This window comes from Kordiimonas sp. SCSIO 12610, from assembly GCF_024398015.1.
Classification (GTDB): domain Bacteria; phylum Pseudomonadota; class Alphaproteobacteria; order Sphingomonadales; family Kordiimonadaceae; genus CANLMI01.
Window position 1 is genome coordinate 2641598 of sequence record NZ_CP073747.1, and the last position, 18402, is coordinate 2659999.

Below are 18402 nucleotides of genomic sequence, written 5' to 3' on the forward strand. Positions count from 1 at the left end.
CAACGTGCCATTTGCCATATTTGGTTATAACCTACGGTAAACCACTATAAACCTTTTAGTATATTACGGCCCCATTTTCATATGATACGCTACCAAACATTAGGGATGGCGCAGAATAACCGCGCATAGGTACAGTTTCATAACACGACGTATTTGCGTTAAGGGCCTTTAATGGGTCCATTTGGGAGGAAATATGAAAACCATAGCAGCCGCATTAATTGCATCAACAGTCATGGCAACAGGTTTAACCGCACAAGATAAAAGTTCTCAAAATGTGCTTGGCCCCTACGGGCTTGACCGGGACGCCTACATTCTTAGGTACCGAAGTATCCACGCACCTGTCATCGGTAAATCTGCCATGGTTTCCAGTCAAAATGATATCGCAACAAAGGTTGGTGTTAAAATACTTGAAGATGGTGGAAATGCGATTGATGCAGCAATTGCCGTTGGTTTCGCACTTACTGTGACACTACCCCGCGCTGGCAATATCGGCGGCGGCGGATTTATGGTTATCCATGACGCAGAAAAACAAGATGCAACGACAATTGATTACCGCGAAACAGCCCCCACGGGAGTGACTGCCGCAGACTTTCTAACAAAGGACGGAGAAAAAGATCGCAACTCCCGCTTTGACTGGCCTGCTGCGGGCGTGCCAGGCACAGTCGCAGGCTTTTACAAAGCCTGGGAAATGAAAGGGAAATTACCTTGGAAGCGCTTGTTGCAGCCTTCAATCAAACTCGCGGAAGAAGGGTTTCTAGTTTCCTATGATCTAAGCGAAATATTAGCGATTAAGCAAGCGTGGCTTAAAGGTAACAAAGCATCCGCAAAGGCGTTTTACAAAACTGATGGCTCATCATACGCCCCTGGCGAAATCATGACACGCCCAGCCCTTGCACACACCTTAAAACTTATCGCGGAACAGGGCCCTGACGCCTTCTATAAAGGGGAAATCGCCCAAAAAATCGCCGCAGACATGAAAAAAAATGGCGGCCATATTGACCTAGATGACCTTGCGAATTACGAAGCGATTGTTCGCGAACCCGTACGCGGAACCTACCGTGGCTATGATGTGGTATCAATGGCACCACCCAGCTCTGGCGGCATCGCAATTGTTGAAATGCTTAATATTCTGGAAAACTTCCCAATCAGTGAATGGGGCTATTCCTCGCGGTCTATCCACGTCTTATCAGAAGCGATGAAGCTGGCGTTTGCGGATCGCGGGCGAAGCCTTGCAGACCCTGCCTTTTTTAAAACCCCAGTCAAAGAATTAACAGACAAAGCCTACGGCCGCTATTTGGCAGGACTTATTAAGGAAGACAGCCTGCTTGATATCGAGCATGGCCTCCTTGAGGACTATTTAGCAGGCGAAGGACCAGAATCGCCATCAACAACCCACTATTCTATTGTTGACGCAGAAGGCAATGCCGTTTCCAACACATATACAATATCTTCCTCCTTCGGCTCTGGGCTAACAGTGGAAGGAACGGGTATTCTGCTAAACAACCAAATCCATACATTTTCCGTTCGTGCGGGAATTAAAGGGGCAACTGGTTTTATTGCGAGTGAAGCCAATAAAGTAGAGCCAGGGAAGCGCCCTATCAGCTCACAGTCGCCAACAATGGTACTAAAAGATGGGAAACCTGTGTTGGTTGTCGGCAGCCCAGGCGGCAGCCGCATTATCAATGCTGTCGTCCAAATGATCATCAATGTAATTGATCATAACATGAATATAGCTGACGCAACACATACGCCGCGCATCCACCATCAATGGGTACCCAATGTGCTAGAGGTGGAACCTGGTTTTAATCTTGATACGATTGCAGCACTGAAAGCGCGCGGTCATGATGTAAAGGTTACGTTCACGATGGGCAGCACACAGTCCATCCATGTAACACCCAACTATATTTTTGGATCTTCTGATCCTAGGCGTCCAAACGCACTAACGATAGGCTTAGATTAACATCATTCAAACATTTAAAAGGCGAGGTTACCCTCGCCTTTTATTAGACTATATTACTTTCCAAAATAATCAGGAAACTTCGGTGTTTTAGGCTCTTTAACTGGGTTTTTCCTAATTTCATCCAACAGATATTCAACTGTTGCTTCAAGCTGAGGATCACGGCCCTGACGCCACAATTCTGGATCCCACTCGATTTCGACATCGGGTGTGGTGCCATAATTCTCAATTTCCCATTCGCCTTCGTTGCCAAAGATTGCGAAATCAGGCGCCCTTACGGTACCACCGTCCATCAAAGTTGGAAGCCCTTGCGCAGCAACCAAGCCGCCCCAAGTCCGCTTACCAAAAAGCTTACCAGCACCGCTTTTCTTGAAGAACCATGGCATTGCATCACCGCCAGACCCTGCCATTTCATTCACTATCATCGCTTTCGGGCCATAAATGGCACCAGCAGGAACAGGTACATTGATATCACCGTGGCGGTAGAAAATATTGGCGAAGCGTTCTTTCTTGAACACTTGGGTCACATAATCCGCAAGCAGACCACCACCGTTAAAACGCTCATCTAATACCGCGCCTTTTTTATCGGTTTGGGCATAGAAGTATCGATTAAAGCTCCTGAAGCCGGGGCCTGCCGTATTTGGCATATAAATGTAAGCAAGCTTACCATCGCTTAACTCGCCAACTTTACGGCGGTTCCCTTCAACCCAATCAATGTTTCGAATACCACTATCGTTATTGATCGGCTTCACAATTATTTCACGCGCTTCACTACCATCGGCATTTGAACTAATTTTAACGCGTGTTTGCCTGCCCGCTGTAGCTTCAAAAGCATGATAAATATTTTGACTAGCCATAAGTTCACGGCCATTCACTGCCAGAATATAATCGCCAACTTTAACATTGAGGCCCGGTTCATTAAGCGGCGCAAACAGGCGCGGTGACCAATTTTCACCATTATAGATTTTGGCAATACGATATCGACCATTATCAACTTCATAATCAGCGCCGAGAAGGCCGCCCTGCACTCTGGGGGCTCTGACTTGATCACCGCCACCAATGAACATATGACCAATCGTCAACTGCCCCAACATTTCAGTGAATAAATAGCTTAGGTCACTTCTGTGGCGCACGTTTTTCAAATAAGGCTCGTACGTAGATGTAGCCCAATTAAGGTCAAGACCATGGAGATTTTTATCATAGAAGAAATCCCGTTCACCGCGCCAAACTTCACGGAACATTTGTTTCCATTCAACTTCGGGTTCTACAAACACTTCCATCTGGGCAGTTTTGATAGGCTTACCAGGTTTAGCAAGTGCCGCCGTTGCAACAATGCTCCAGTTTGAACGACCGCGCCGAACAAGGGCTTTTTTACCATCGCTGGAAAGATCAAAAGAGGAAAGCCCCCCGGTAATACGAGAAAACTTTTTGCCTTTTCCATCAAACTTATGAAGCGTAAGCGTCGGCGGGCCATTTTGTCCTGTTTTAGCTTCAAGAGCAAAAAACTCACCTTTACTTCCAGCAACCAGCCCTGCCCATGTTGTGTTGGCAGCCGGTAAGGCAACAATCCTGTTTTGAATTCCCGCAAGATCAATCTTCAGAGATTTCTTTGGCTTTTCAGCAGATTTCTCATCTGCTTTTTTGCCCTCTTTAGCATCAGACTTTTTATCCTCTGACTTTTTCTCAGGTTTCTTAGCAGGTTCATCATCGCTTTCATCAGCGATCGGAGACTTTGTTTCCGTTGAGAGGACAGTTGCATAAATCGAGCGTGTTGTCTGACGACCTAACCCAGACATATCAGCAAAGCTGATGGTTTCTCCAAGATTTGTGCTGGCGGTAAAATATAAATATTTGCCGTTTTTATCGAATATAGGATGCCGCGCGTCAGAGAGGCCATCTGTAATTTGATGGGTTTCAGCAGTTGCTAACGAATACACGAAAATCGCACGCAGCAAGTTTGGAAGTTGTTTAGCGTATGTAATCCAATCACCCTCTGGTGACCAATCGGGCGCCATCACATCAGCGCTTGATATAATATTTTTGTCAATATTTACAGCTTTGGGCTCGTCAGCCGTCAGGTCAACATACCACAAATTATTATCATGACCTGTTAGTGCAATTTTCTTGCTATCTGGTGACCAAATGGGCGAGCGATAGAACATAGGCGGCAGCTTAATAATACGCTCATCCTTCTCGCCTTTCTGATCCCTAATATGAAGCGCATATTCACCTGTTGCTTCGGAAAGATACGCAATTGACTGACCATCGGGCGACCAGGCAGGATCGCGCTCCATAACGCCTGTGGTTCTTGTGATATTGCGAACATCACCTTTTTTCTCTGGCACTGTCAGGATTTCCCCGCGTGCTTCGAAAACAGCACGCTTACCGGACGGAGAAATATGCGCGTTCGCGATATTATTGGATACCTTTGTATAGCGCGGCCTAACCGCTGTTAGATCAGCATTCAGCGTAATATCGACTTTGCTTGCTTTACCTGACTTTGTATCAAACAAATGAATTGTTCCAAATTGCTCAAACGCGATAATACCATCAGGGCCTGCGCTCGCTGATTTAATATCCATACCCTTTTGGTCTAAGGCCTGCTTCACAGCTTTCTTTTTGGTGTCATAGGAAAATAACCTGAAATCACCCAGCTTACTATCGCGATCAGAAATGAAATATACCGTATCGTCGATCCACATCGGGTTTTTGTCGACACTCGCGGCACTAGGAACCTTTTCAATCGACGAGTCTGATAATTTGGCAATCCAGATCTTGTCTTGCTGGCCACCGCGGTAACGTTTCCAGGCCTGCTGCCATTGATTAAGCGGCTCGTAGGCCAAATATTTTGAGTTTGGAGAATAAGACCCTTTTTCTGCGCTTGGCAGCGGTAATTGTGTTGGTAACTCAACATTTTCCACGGGAACGGTGAACAACCTCAGAAAATTTGCGTAACTATTGCGGGCAGAACTGAAAAGTACATCCTCGCCATCACGAGACCATCCACGAACAATATCAGCGCCGGGATGATACGTTAACCGTTTGGGTGTACCGCCCTTAATATCAACAACAAAAACGTCAGTATTGCCATCATACTGACCCGTGAAAGCGACCTTAGATCCATCGGGGGAAAAATAAGGGGTACTTTCAATGCCTACCCCTGTTGTCAGTTGCTCCGCTTCCCCGCCAGAGCGGTCAACACGCCATAAATCACCCGCGTACGAGAAGACGATATGATCATTACTAACCGTAGGTTCTCTGTATAATGTATGATCATCGGCTATAATGCCGGTGCTGATTGCAGACGCGGTAAAAAGCCCCGACAATGCTTTCTTAAAGGATACTGTTTTCATCCTCGACTCTCCCTATGTTTGATCCCACCGTCAAGCACCATAGGGAAACATGCTTCACAGAGGCAAGGGAAAGGTTATGTTTTCGCAAATAAAAACACAAAACATAGCAATCAGGTGCGGCAAACATTATTCATTACCGCCCCTGAAGTAAGCAATGCAGAATTATAAAATCTAATTCTTTTTCATCATCCAACTGTTTTAAGCGTATCAATCGATTTGCGCATTTTTATTTCGATCTCATTTATATTCACTTCAAGGTGTTCACAGGCAGACGTGATAGCATCCACAGCTGATTTTGCGCCATAGGCGGCTTCGCCAACTTTATGGCTTTCTTCGCTGGTGTCGTGGGTGCTGCTGGCTGCACGCTGTGCATTACCGGCGATTTCACCGGTTGCGCTATTTTGTTGTGCGACTGCGTCTGCGATTGTTGTAATGATTTCATCACTTTTCGTGATTGATGTTGTTGTTGATTGAATTCCCGCTAAGGCAGCATTTACAGCTGTCAGCATTTTTTCAATCATGAGGCTAATATCCTCTGTTGCCTGGCCTGTTTGTGCTGCCAGTGTTTTGACTTCGCTTGCAACAACAGCAAACCCTTTGCCCGCTTCGCCAGCACGCGCGGATTCAATCGTTGCATTCAATGCCAGCAAATTTGTTTGCTCAGCGATATCCCTGATCAGGCTTACGACCCCTCGGATGTCCTCGGTTGCTTTCTCAAGTGTGACAACTTGATCATTGGTATTTTGAGCAGCATTTACGGACGATTTTGATGCTTCTGCGGACATATTAATCTGCGAGCTAATTTCCGTGATGGATGCTGCAAGTTCTTCGGTTGCAGCTGCGACAGCACTAACACTCGCGTTTGCATTATCTGCTGCAAATGCGATATTTTTTGACTGTTCCTGAGTTTGCGAAGTCGCACCGTTAAGGACCACCAATTCATTCTGGAATGTGTCAATTGTTGTACGGATTTCCGATAATGCCGCCATTAGTTCGGTATCTAACGCCGTTGATGCTTCATTTATAGTTGTTCGAATAACGTCTTTGGCTTTTGCTTCGGAAGCTAATCGTTGTTCCTCTGCTTGCTTTTCAAGGCGAATTTGTTCCTCGCGGCGTTCATTTTCTTCTTCAAGGCGTTCCTGCTGTAGCCGTTTTTGTTCGTCTTCCAGGCGTATACGATCCAAAGCACCGGCCTTGAGTACTTTGAGGGCATTTGCCATTGTGCCGATTTCATCTAATCGTGTTCCATGAGGAATGGTTACTGACAGATTGTTTTCGGCTAACGCAGTGATCGTTTTGGACAGGTCTGGAAGAGCATTAACAATCATACGGCAAAGCAACGCCATGACGGCCCCAAAGATCAATGTTGCAATGACCGTCGCGACAATTAATTGAGATTGTAATTGATCAAGAACGCTTGCAATTTTGGCTTTTTCAACACCTACATATAATATTCCAATAATTTTTCCTGCAGTGGTACGAATTGGCTGATAAACTGTGTAATAGTCTTTACCCAGAATGGTGGCTTCGCCGCGGAATGTGTTGCCTCGTGTCACAATAGGATAGACACGGCCAGTTTTCCCTAAAGGGGTTCCAATTGCACGACTTCCGTCAGGCTTTTTAATATTGGTGGTGCGTCGCCAGAAATCTTTTGTTTCCTCATCCCAGACAAAAATAGTTGCGGTTTCACCGGTTACGCGACCAACCTTATCAATCAAACTCTGGCTATTAAAAGGGCCAAGCGTGTCTGCGGTGACGCTTGATACTTCACTTCCTGACCATTCGACACTAAGAGACTCCATATTTGTTGAGAGAATTTCGGCAGCAACAGCGAGGCTACTGGTTTGTCGTGACTGCGCTTGCTGCTCTACCTGATCAAGCGTTTGATTATATGAAACAATAGCAATTGATGTGCCTGTTATAACCAATAATCCAACGCAAATAGCTGTAATTTTTACAAAAATAGGAAGGCGCTTGAAAAAGTCCATGATTCCACCCGTTATTCATAATTGGAAATAACTTCCAATTTCTCATTATTGTTTTAAGTGAAGATGCAAGTTTTTCGTTAATTTGGTGTTAATATTCATTGATATTATCTAAAGATATAACAGTGTAACCAAATACCTTTAAAAGTAAGGTATTTCTTATGTGACCATCGGGAAATTTCAAATCATCCCACCAATGAAGCTTTGATGTGGTTTCTTTAAAATGACTGTTATCTTAGGTTTGAAACATTTACAGCGTGGGCACTGTGTTACGTCTTCAAGCTCAGATACATACATTTGCTGATGAACACCCGGTTGACTCACCATCTGATCCGGCAAAACCGACCATTGATGATTACACCTCTTATGAGAGCACGTTACTCGAAAGCTATATCCATCGAGATAATCATATAATCGCATTGTATCACTCACCAGAAATCCTCCATATCAGGTACTCTGCTGAAAGCAATTTTGCCACCAGCATACCCCCCCGGCGGCGGCGTTAAAGGCCCCATGCTGATAATTGTTTTTGAGTAACGGCGGTTTAAATCATCAAGCGCAGCACAAGCATTATTCCACCGTTTCTTCCGCTCCTGATCAGGTGCTATCATCGTATATTGATCATCTTCACTCATAGATACCAATGATGAAAATGCTACATGCAGATGCTTCACTTCTGAGGATGAAGGCAGGTCTTTCCGGGCCTGAAACCATAATGCCTGCAACGCTGCAATCGCAGCCTGATTATCATTAATAGCATCAAGTGGAAATTCACCCGCCCAGCGCCCATCCATAAGCCGCAACCAAAGATTATATCGCTTCGCCAGAAATCCTGACCTTCTCAGTCGCCAAGCAGCTTTGGTTGTTAAAAACCGTGCGCATTCAAAAGCATGGTCAAAATCACGCCAATCAGGTGGTAATACCCTTCCGTGGCCGAACATCGACCGCTTTGTTGATTGAGCGCGCACCTCATACCCATGAAGCGCGTACCAAAACCGTTCACCATTCACATTACCCCAAACTTTTCTAAGTTGCTTTGGCTGTGAGTTCCACAAATCTGCAACTGACCCAATACCAGCCAAATTCAACCGTGTTCGCATATTGCGCCCAACACCTGGAATATCATCCAGTGTTAAATCAAGTAATCTTCCTGGTAATTTTTGGGGATGCAGTAAGGTAATACCATCCGGCTTATCCATTTCACTCGCAATCTTTGCCAGTTGATTATTGGACGCAAACCCAATTGAACAGGTTACATAGGGGCCAATTTTATCGCGAATACGGTTTTTAATCCGGTTTGCCAATTGCTTTGGGGCCTTCTTATCGGCACTATCCAATCGGCATGAAACTTCGTCAATTGAGCATACGGTTTCAATCGGCACTTCCTGCTCAATCAACGCCAAAAGCTCTTGATGGTATTTTTCATAAAGATGGGGCTTCTGCGACACAAGAACCAAACTTGGGCAACGCTTTTTTGCTTCGCGAACGCTCATCAAACCCCGCACGCCCTTTTGTTTCGCAACTTTATTAACCGCAATCAAGCTGGTGGGCTTATCATACTCAATCGGCACCACGCCAACTGGTTTTCCATGCAGCTTAGGGTCTTCCTGCTCTTCTACAGACGCAAAAAAACTATCGAAATCAATATAAGCCACTTGATAAGTTTCAGGTAAATTCATCACTTCATATCCAGAATCAGTATCAGTATCAGGGATAAATAACACAAGAACAAAAAGTGAACAAATAAATTTCACATATATTGAAAGTGCTGGCAAAGCGGCATTAATGCATTTTTTTTGAAAACAAGATTGACACAAAGAGGGGGCTCGCATAAACACGGCGACGGAGACGTGGCTGAGTGGTCGAAAGCGCTCCCCTGCTAAGGGAGTATACTGGCAACGGTATCGAGGGTTCGAATCCCTTCGTCTCCGCCACTATCTGGCTAACCACTTATTTTCTATACATTTTATTTTGCGACCTTAGTTGGATTTCCCATCTTACACTAAGATGGCAAAAATCTATTGCACTGACACACCCAAATTGTATCAAATTGAAGGACAGTATTATTATCGCCTTCAGATTACAAAAAAGATGCTTCCGGGGGTTGGACCTCAAGAAATACGGCGATCACTACAAACTATTGACCTGACAATAGCACGCTTCAGATGCGCGCATATTGATCTGTTGATAAGAAATTTAATGGGGAAAATAAAACATATGTTGCGCCATCAATTGCATCCTAAAATTTTACCCATGATCGATGAATATTTCAAAAATGAGCTTGATCGTTATATGGATATTGTCAATTTCTCACATGATGACCCAAATTTTGATCCTGACTTTGAAATGCAAGGCCTGGAAGGCATGATCAAAGACCTTAAGTCTATGGCAGTGAAGCGAAAATTCGATGGTATCATTGAAGATGAGATTGATACTATCTGCGAAGAATACGAGATTAAGCTCACGAATAATGCACCACCACAAGGAAACGACCTTAGAACAGATATCGGTACAGTAATATGCAGAGCACAAGCAGAAGCAAAACGAATACTGCTCGCGAATTTAAGGCAGGATTTTGATCAAATAGACGTAAAAGACCCACTCTTCATCAAGCATGTGATGAGCACAGAGAATCATGATACCAGCCAATCGGATTACAAAATACCAAACTTTGAGGAGTTACGAAATCTACACGCAGCAACCTTAAGCAAAGAAGGCACTAAAGGCGACTTCGAGCGCGTATTGAACTGGTTCCAGCAAACGTCAAAGGTTGGCTCAACGTTAGAGATCACTGATATCAAAATTGATCATATTCGCGACTTCCGAGACCTGTTGACCCAAATTCCCAAGCATCATAGCGTAAATAGCATGTTTGATGGCCTTTCAATCGAAGAAATCGTTGATAAAGGCACAAATGAACAAAAGCTATCCCATCAGACAGTCGTGAAATACTTCGGATTAATTAAAACCTTTTTCAATTGGACTGTGAATGAAGGGTATTTGTCCAAATCACCTGTTGGTAACCTTCAAGTACCTTCTAGCGCCTCAAACAAATCAGCAACGCAAAAACAACCATTTTCCAAACAAGATTTTCATACCTTGTATCACTCCCCAGTTTTCCGGGGGTACCTCAGTAAAGAGAGATGGAGAATAGCGGGGGAGATAAAGAAACAACTCCCAGAATACTGGTTCTTATTGATCGCTACCTTTACTGGAATGAGGATTGCCGAAATTGTGCAATTAACTGCACACGATATTGAAACAATTGATGGCGTTGTATGTATTAGTGTCAATACAGGTCAAAATGGCGAAAAAAGCCTTAAAACACTCGCTAGCCAACGCCTGATACCTGTCCATCAAAAGCTACTTGAATTAGGCTTTATGGAATGGGTTAAGCAAGGTTCAGAGGATAATTTGTTCTCATCTTTACAATCCCAAGACAAAAAAGACCCAGGCAATAAAGCAAGTAAAAAACTTAACGGATACCTTGCGAAAATAGGTATTAAAAATAAGAATAAAACATTTCACTCGTTCCGGCATTCAATGGCAGATGAACTCAGGAATACAGAAACACAAGGATATATTATCAAAAAAATTCTAGGCCATGCAGGAACCGATGTTACGTCAGGATATGGTTCAGGAGCATCTATAGAAACTATGCAGAAAGCGTTGAACAAAAGTTTTCAGTGGCTAGACCTATCTAAACTCAGTGATATGGAATTATAGAATCCCAAAAGATTTATCGTGCAGACATACTGGGGATTATAAAAGGAAGCACGATAATGAGTAACTCAGGCATAATAACTCTATTAATGTGCTTGAGTACTAACAACGCTCAATGGTTAAATTGCAATTAATTGCACGAACATTCTCGAATTTGTACAATTTCAACATAACCAATTGATTATATTTGTGTTTTCTGTTTTTCAGCAAAACTTACTATTTTTCTATTACGTGTAGGATTTGTCAAAAATGACAAAAAAGTAGAAAGGCCCCAATCAGAGTAAAGCCTCAAAAGAAAGTAAGAGGTCTAATCGCTGCATGAAAACCACCAGTTACTATGACAAGCAAAGCTGGATGTATTTAAACTGACAATAACCAAAAACGTTGCTTAGTATAAACTACGCTAGCTATAATTTTGTTAGAATAATATAAGCTTTTACCCTCTGAAAATTCAATTGTGCAATTAATTGCACGAATATTCTCAAAATCACTCAGCTTCAATATAACTAATTGATTAAATTGATGTTTTCATATTCTCCATCAAACTTGCCATTTCCATGTCAAAGGTAAAATTTGTGAAAAATCACAAAAAAAGACGAAAGGAACCCTAATAACACAGGATATGGATTAGCAAGTCCTCTGATAATTTAAACTCCTAACGACTATAGTTTATCTAACAACTGACGCACCGTTTTATATAATGAAATTGCAACCCCTTCACGTATTTAGCAAGGTATTTTCAAGTTAGTTTTCCATACCTAAAGCGAAACAAAGTACGTCATTTCAGTATTCAGAGCTATTATGATCAATGTCATAGATCGCCCCTCAATATTTTTCAAAAAAATAGAATTTAGGATAAGGGTGATCTTATCACCATGGCGTCTTTCTCATATCAGCAAGAGGCTCAAGCAGGTTGAGCCTGAGAATGATGGAGATACAAATGACAAGTAATTCAATGAATGACAACATTACAGAAATTGATGCAGGCTTCGGCGGTGTCATCCCGTCTATTAATATAGTTGAAGGCACTGACGCCAATGATACCCTTGAAGGCACAGATGGTCTCGATGATTTTTTTAGTAGCGCTGGTAATGATATTATGACTGGTGGTGAAGGTGCTGACTATTTCTTTTTTGATGATCAATCTGGTAACGATACAATTACTGACTTTGATCCAGGAAATGGTGATGCTTTGTTGATTCAGGTATCGGGTTTACGTTTTGAAGACCTAAAAACCGAACAAACAGACGACGGTCTTGTAGTTACCTGGGGCGATAACAACAGTGTTCTTTTACAAGGATTTGATGGTGACCTGAGCTCCGATTGGGTTTTCACAGATGTCCCGACCGAAGGAGACATTGCAGGGCCATTCTCTGCCGATACCGACACTGGAGATCAAAGCCTTGAAAAAGACATTAATGTTTTTGAAGGCACAGAAGAAGATGATGTCATTACCGGTACAAATGGTGTTGATATGATTAGTGGGGGTGCTGGAAATGATGAATTGACTGGTGGCGAGGCATCCGACTTCTTTGTGTTTGATGCAACGTCAGGAAATGACACGATTAAAGACTTTAAGGCAGGCGAAGACCTTATCGACCTGGCAAACCTAGATGTGCAGTTTGATGACCTTAAAATTACGCAAAGGGATGGTAATACCCTTATCGAAGCAGATGGTATTAGCGTCCTCCTTGAAGGTGTGACCGACACTTTGTCAGAAGCAAACTTTGTATTTCATACTCCGGGAGAAGAAGTGTCCCCAACAATTAATGTTATAGAGGGTTCAGCCGGGAACGATGTTCTATTAGGCACCAATGGGTTCGATGATATATATGGCGGGGAAGGTGACGACATCTTGATGGGTGGCGAAGGATCTGATTTCTTCTTCTTCGGCGTGGATTCAGGTAATGACACTATCTCAGACTTCGACATTTCCGAAGACCTCATAGTCTTCCAAAACGTAGATATCTCCTTTGAAGATCTTGTCATTACTCAGTCTGGGGACAATACTCTGATTACCGCAGGTAATAATACAATTGAACTCGAAGGTGTTTCCGAAATGCTGACTGAAGCAAACTTTATGTTTGATCATTTTGGTCAATCTGCTGAAATGTCAATAATGATGTAAATAGTCCGATACTAAACTAAATTATTCTAGCCACCTCAAGAGGTGGCTTTTTTAATGCGACCTTAACTAGAATTCTATGGCTTTATCCATGAATGAATACATTTAGACAGCAAGATCACACGCAGCCAAATCATAGAATACAAAACTATACCTTTCATATTGTCTGGAACAATTTAGTTTACTGAGACCTTCCTGCAATGAATATCGCTACAACTCGCTACGGATTGCAATCCTTAGGGATAAGGGTTGTAAGGGAAAGTGCTTTAAATATGAATCATCGATGCGCAGGAGAAAAACTTGCTTTCTATATACACTGATAACCGGAAGGCTGATCGCATTATTAATCTTTTGTGGTATTTGAAAATAAAAATTCGCATGATGATAGTTTAAACCTGATATTGCATAGACTGTCCATCTGTGACTTGTGAGACAATCTGACTGCACAATGCCAATTGCATTTGGTCTATTCTATAAATTTGATTGGGAACAAATAGATATATTCATACCAACCATAAGGGTATTAATAGAAGCTTTATTAGAGAACTATCTGTTGAGGCAAATAAGACTTTGAATTTCGTTTACTGCGTTTAAATTTATCATTCTATTTCTAATTTTAGTAGAATAACTGACTTTTACCATGTTTCTACATCAATGATAGACTTAGCTTATGTGGCTTACCGATAGTTTTGCAAAAACGGCCTCTCACAACATGAGGCTTCCTCATAAGGTAGCCATAGCAATAGTTTTCAAAAAACAGTACCTGACCGACTGATTTCTCATCAAGCTGGCCAGGTACCTTAGGAGCGGAAGCGCAATAGAGCTTCCTTCAGGGAAGAAAAACTCAGCAATTCGACCTATGACACAACTGCTGAGGTAGGAGACCTGTTAACAAATTTTCTGTACTTTTATTTGAAGGGGTATATGCCACCTTCTAACGACAGCCTGCGTATTTCGCATCATTGTATAAGTCTAGGTAGCTTGCTGGTTGTTCGGTTTGACTGCTGACTTTTTGGTTAATGACGCAATCGCTTAGAAGTTTACTCTGTAGAGAGAGTGGTTGATCACAGCCTATTTTTTCCACATGGCTTAAAACTGCACTTTCGTCCGCAAGGTCTCGACTAGTAACAGTATATCCGGACAACGAATTTATATTCATGTCAACAATATCTAACGCTTGATCTGTCACCGAACCTGCGTCAATATAAAGCCATTCATCGGTAACGTCAGCCTGAACATTTTTTAGGAAAACCTTGTTGTCAGCCCAGAAAATCAAAAGGCCATCTGTTAACTGCAAGGCTTGTATATCACGATATGTTAATCCGTCATGCTGAAGAAGAAGACCATTTTCCTCAGGATCAAAACTTTCAATAACTTGAGTAAAGGGGTGGCATTGAGCACTGGAAATATATGATTTATAGGTCTTAACAATGGGTTGTGGTTGCCCACCAGTTCCTAGACAGCTATTTCCTAAAACTAAATATTGATCATCATGATCAAACGGGATTGTCTCCTGTAGCATACTGATATCCTATTTAAATCGTCGTGTTGATATTAATAGGACGCCGCGAAGGCATAAACACCCCCATCCAGAAAAAGGGTATTTATTTAAAAACTAAAAGAAACGTTGACTCCATAAGTGCGCGGGCGTGGAACTGTTATCTGATCACCTGTAACTGCTGAGCTAAAAGGGTTTCCAAATGCGAAAACATTAGCGCGTGTGTCAAATAGGTTATCAACGTAAAGACTGATATGATACCCTCCAAGAAAGACTGACATTTGCGCATTAACAAGGTGACTTTCATCCGTTTGAGGCGATAATTGTTGGTCAAAAAGGATATCGGAAGAGCCGATGAAACTATAATCGATATTGACTGTAGCTGGCACTGAATTCTGAAGCGCAAAATCATAGGAGAAAACGGTACCAGCCGTAAATTGAGGAGCGCCAGGCAGACGTTCCCCCAAAAGAGCGCCAAAAGAGGATGTTGTGTCGGTTATTTCAGACTGTGCAAATCCAATATTTGCCTTTATTTGCATATTAGCAAGCGGCCTAATGACAAGATCTGCATCAAACCCAAAAATCCTAGCGTCTCCAATTGTCTCGACTAAGGCAAAACCAAATGGATCAAATTCTAGCGCTTGAATGTTTCGCCATAGTGAAGCAAATGCGGCAACATTCAATGTAAGCTTTCTATTGAAAGCTTGCGTTTTAATACCCAATTCAAAATTACTAAGTCGATCCGAAGCGAAATTACCAAGAAGATTCTGACCACCATCTCCACCCGGGATTGGAAACGGCGTGAACCCAATGAAGTTAATACCACCCAGGCGATAACCTTCAGAAAACTGTGCATATGTCAATGTAGTATGATCCCAATGGTAGGCGACTACAAATTTAGGAGTTGCTCCCGTTTGTGTTTGTTCGCCAAACACCGTGTCATCTCTTGGTAAGACCAAATCTATCACACGGGAAACCGCATCAGTGTCATAATGGAACCCTCTGACACCGCCCGTTAGAGCAAGTTTTTCAGTCACATAATAAGTTGCTTCGCCGAAGAGAGAGTATTCTAGTTGTGTTTCGCTCAAAGCTTCGCTGAAAATCTCATCACTTGAAATTTGAGGCAATTCTGCAGCCCCAGGCACAGTTAATGTCGACAGAATATCTTCTTGACGCCGAGCAAAATACGCACCTGCCAACCATTCCAAGCGGCTACCGCTTGCATTGACAAGATGTGTCTCATGACTAAAGGTTCTGATGCTTCTGACCTCGGCAAATGGGCTTGCGCGACTACTCAAGCCGATAATGGCAGGAACATTAAAAGAAGCATCGAGTGTACGACTGATGGTACGTTCGATGTAACTTGTTGACGATGTCAGTTTACCCCAACCAAAGTCGCCTTTGAGGTTCAGGTATAGCTGCTCAAATCTGTCTTCGGATGGTTCTTGTAGAAAATTATCACGTACAAGATCGCCGAGTGTTTCCCTGAAATAGCTACTATCCTGACGCACTTTATCCTGAAAATTACCACCAAGTGTCAGTGACCAATTATCGTTTACTTGATATAAAAGTGCCAATCGACCGCCATATGCTTCCTGAACGTTCACATTTTCAAGCTGAAGACGCTGATCATCAATAAATCCAGCTAAATCCTCATAGTAAGCACTCGCTCTTACCGCCAGCCTATCATCAACCAGTGGCAGGTTAATTATTGCCGAATAGTTTTGAGAAAAACCTCCCCCTTCTGTCATCGCAAAACCTGCTCTAACAGTTGCTTCAGAAGCACTAGTGTCCGGTTGGTTCGGCACAACGTTATAAATACCCGTAAGTGCACCCGAACCATACAAAGTTCCTTGTGGCCCCCTTAGAACCTCAATGCGGTCAACATCAATCAATCTTAAACCCGGCTCTGGGGCATTAAAGGAAAGCTGAGCACCATCAAAATAGGTCCCGACAAGTGACTGCGCACGGCCGGTAAACGAACCATCGGTTAAGCCCCTGATAACCAATTTTGATTGCCCGTTCACGCTCTCGACGGCATTGAAACTGGCAATCTGACGTGCGACATTTGATGTTTGCTCGGATTGCAAACCCACCGTATCATTTAATGTTGCGACACTAATCGAATAAGGGAGGTTTTGTCCCGTATCAGCACGGTAAAGAGACGTTACAACGATTTCCTCAATTACGGGCTTCAAGATCGGCACCAAAACAGGCGCCACAGGCTCAGGTATACTAACATCTGGCGGCTTACGAAGCACTTTAACGGAACGACCGCCCAAAATTTCAAAGGTAAAGCCACTGTTCCTCAGCATATGTTCAAGTGCGGCTTCAAGCGTATACTCACCGCGAAGCGAACGAGCCTTCCCGTCGCGGTACGATAGATTTGGCTGACTGATAGAAACACCTGTTTGCTTAGCAAACTCAAAAAGCGCTTTACCTAGTGGCAAGCGCTTGATCTTAAAGTCGTAAAGTGTTCCTGCAGTATGTCCTTGTGCCAAGGCAACTCTTGATACAACAAGTACAAAGCATGCAAATACCAACGGTCTCCTAATCATATTTTCCTTTGGCCAATTGCTTCAACTATGTTTTCGCTCTATTTAGGTCTTTTTTCTAACCAAATATCCTGTTTCCGATTTCTCAAGGATGATCGGCAAAGTTTGCGCCAGAAGTTCAAGTGCATTTTCCGGGTCTTTCATGTTCAAGATCCCTGTAAAACGAATTCCAGTTACATTATCATCCATCAGAATAGGCACCGTGAAATACCGCTCAATGGTTGCTAAGACTTTGGTAATTTCGTCATTTTCAAAAACAAGGATATCATCTTCCCAAGTAATCACAGCGCTGGGATCAACATTTTCAATGGAATCCGCACCACTCACTTCATCATGAACAAGGCGCTTGCCAACCGTTAAACGCTCGATACCCGTTGTCTGGACAGAACCATCCGCGGCGATATCAGCGACATCAACAATACCTTCTGCAACAATGACAGTTACTTGGTCTCGGTGTCGCAAAATATTGAACTTCGTGCCTACTACCCGCACCTGTTGGTCACCAACGGTAATTACAAAAGGCCGATCCTTATCCTTTGCAATGTCAAAAATCGCTTCACCATACGCCATATCCACACGGCGTATATCATCTTCTAGTGTTACCGAGAGCTTGCTGGCTGTATTGAGATGTAACCGAGAGCCGTCATCAAGGGCAATCTCTTGTTTCATACCAGCTTCTGTTGAATAGTCAGCCTGAAACACGTCAGAAGTTTCAAATAAACCGATATTCAAAATCGTAAACACAAATGTTGCAGCGATTGCAGCTGCACTTGCCCAGAACCTTGGCCTTATCCAACGGGAGCGCGCATCTACAATATTATCACTGTTGCTAATTTCAGTATGGATAGACTCCGTATTCGCGGAAAAGTTCAGGGAAATAAGATTATCGTTTTGTTGCACCACTGGAACATCAACAGAGGTTGCAGCCTCGCTTTGAAGATAGTCAAGATTGTTAATTTGACCCTCAACATAATCAGCAGCCTCAACGTGCAAGGGGTCAGATTCTAGCCATACTGCATAATCGAGCCACACTTGTTCACCTGCAGTATCGTCGCTGATACGCGCGAGCCATTCAGCTGCTTCGTCAAGCTGTTTAGCGCTTAAGTTTATGTGGCTTTTATCATTCATTCAAAACAGATCATTCTACTATTAATCTTGGTTTATGTTATAAGACGACGCCCTGACAGCATCACCCTTACTCATAGT

9 protein-coding genes and 1 tRNA gene are annotated in these 18402 nt (G+C 43.1%); 4 read left to right on the top strand and 6 right to left on the bottom strand.

The window, feature by feature from the left end:
• Positions 1-193: 193 nt before the first annotated feature.
• The gene (gene ggt, locus KFF44_RS12460; protein WP_255934656.1) at positions 194-1960 is read left to right on the top strand and encodes a gamma-glutamyltransferase; all 1767 of its coding nucleotides are present in this window, start codon (positions 194-196) and stop codon (positions 1958-1960) included.
• A 53-nt stretch (positions 1961-2013) separates the two neighbouring features.
• Here ggt and KFF44_RS12465 read toward each other — a convergent pair whose 3' ends face one another.
• The 3 genes from KFF44_RS12465 to KFF44_RS12475 all read right to left on the bottom strand — a co-directional run bounded on the left by KFF44_RS12465 (position 2014) and on the right by KFF44_RS12475 (position 8974).
• Positions 2014-5310 carry a S41 family peptidase gene (locus KFF44_RS12465; protein WP_255934657.1) on the bottom strand — a complete coding sequence of 1099 codons (3297 nt, stop codon included), beginning with the start codon at positions 5308-5310 and terminating at the stop codon, positions 2014-2016.
• A 185-nt stretch (positions 5311-5495) separates the two neighbouring features.
• Positions 5496-7298 (bottom strand): methyl-accepting chemotaxis protein, encoded by a 1803-nt coding sequence (locus KFF44_RS12470; RefSeq protein WP_255934658.1) that lies wholly within the window; start codon positions 7296-7298, stop codon positions 5496-5498.
• Between the two features lie 425 nt (positions 7299-7723).
• Positions 7724-8974: a hypothetical protein gene (locus KFF44_RS12475; RefSeq protein ID WP_255934659.1), complete on the bottom strand. Its 1251-nt coding sequence runs from the start codon at positions 8972-8974 to the stop codon at positions 7724-7726.
• 165 nt (positions 8975-9139) lie between these two features.
• Between KFF44_RS12475 and KFF44_RS12480 the strand changes: the two genes are divergently transcribed.
• The 3 genes from KFF44_RS12480 to KFF44_RS12490 all read left to right on the top strand — a co-directional run bounded on the left by KFF44_RS12480 (position 9140) and on the right by KFF44_RS12490 (position 13146).
• A tRNA-Ser gene (locus KFF44_RS12480) sits at positions 9140-9229 on the top strand.
• 283 nt (positions 9230-9512) lie between these two features.
• On the top strand, positions 9513-11021 hold the full coding sequence (locus KFF44_RS12485; protein ID WP_255934660.1) for a site-specific integrase: 1509 nt from the start codon (positions 9513-9515) through the stop codon (positions 11019-11021).
• Positions 11022-11958: 937 nt separating this feature from the next.
• Positions 11959-13146, top strand: a complete 1188-nt coding sequence (locus KFF44_RS12490; protein ID WP_255934661.1) for a calcium-binding protein — start codon at positions 11959-11961, stop codon at positions 13144-13146.
• Between the two features lie 931 nt (positions 13147-14077).
• Here KFF44_RS12490 and KFF44_RS12495 read toward each other — a convergent pair.
• From KFF44_RS12495 to KFF44_RS12505, 3 genes are all read right to left on the bottom strand, one after another.
• A complete protein-coding gene (locus KFF44_RS12495) occupies positions 14078-14665 on the bottom strand; it encodes a hypothetical protein (protein ID WP_255934662.1) in 588 nt (195 codons plus the stop codon).
• Between the two features lie 86 nt (positions 14666-14751).
• Positions 14752-17199, bottom strand: a complete 2448-nt coding sequence (locus KFF44_RS12500; protein WP_255934663.1) for a TonB-dependent receptor — start codon at positions 17197-17199, stop codon at positions 14752-14754.
• A gap of 42 nt (positions 17200-17241) precedes the next feature.
• Complete coding sequence (locus KFF44_RS12505) at positions 17242-18324, bottom strand: FecR domain-containing protein (RefSeq protein ID WP_255934664.1); 1083 nt, start codon at positions 18322-18324, stop codon at positions 17242-17244.
• Positions 18325-18402 lie beyond the last annotated feature (78 nt).

Excerpts from the sequence above, each read along its gene's own strand:
- KFF44_RS12485 (WP_255934660.1), top strand. The coding sequence starts at position 9,513 with ATGTTGCGCCATCAATTGCATCCTAAAATTTTACCCATGATCGATGAA.
- ggt (WP_255934656.1), top strand. The coding sequence starts at position 194 with ATGAAAACCATAGCAGCCGCATTAATTGCATCAACAGTCATGGCAACA.
- KFF44_RS12475 (WP_255934659.1), bottom strand. The coding sequence starts at position 8,974 with ATGAATTTACCTGAAACTTATCAAGTGGCTTATATTGATTTCGATAGT.
- KFF44_RS12490 (WP_255934661.1), top strand. The coding sequence starts at position 11,959 with ATGACAAGTAATTCAATGAATGACAACATTACAGAAATTGATGCAGGC.
- KFF44_RS12465 (WP_255934657.1), bottom strand. The coding sequence starts at position 5,310 with ATGAAAACAGTATCCTTTAAGAAAGCATTGTCGGGGCTTTTTACCGCG.
- KFF44_RS12505 (WP_255934664.1), bottom strand. The coding sequence starts at position 18,324 with ATGAATGATAAAAGCCACATAAACTTAAGCGCTAAACAGCTTGACGAA.
- KFF44_RS12495 (WP_255934662.1), bottom strand. The coding sequence starts at position 14,665 with ATGCTACAGGAGACAATCCCGTTTGATCATGATGATCAATATTTAGTT.
- KFF44_RS12470 (WP_255934658.1), bottom strand. The coding sequence starts at position 7,298 with ATGGACTTTTTCAAGCGCCTTCCTATTTTTGTAAAAATTACAGCTATT.
- KFF44_RS12500 (WP_255934663.1), bottom strand. The coding sequence starts at position 17,199 with ATGATTAGGAGACCGTTGGTATTTGCATGCTTTGTACTTGTTGTATCA.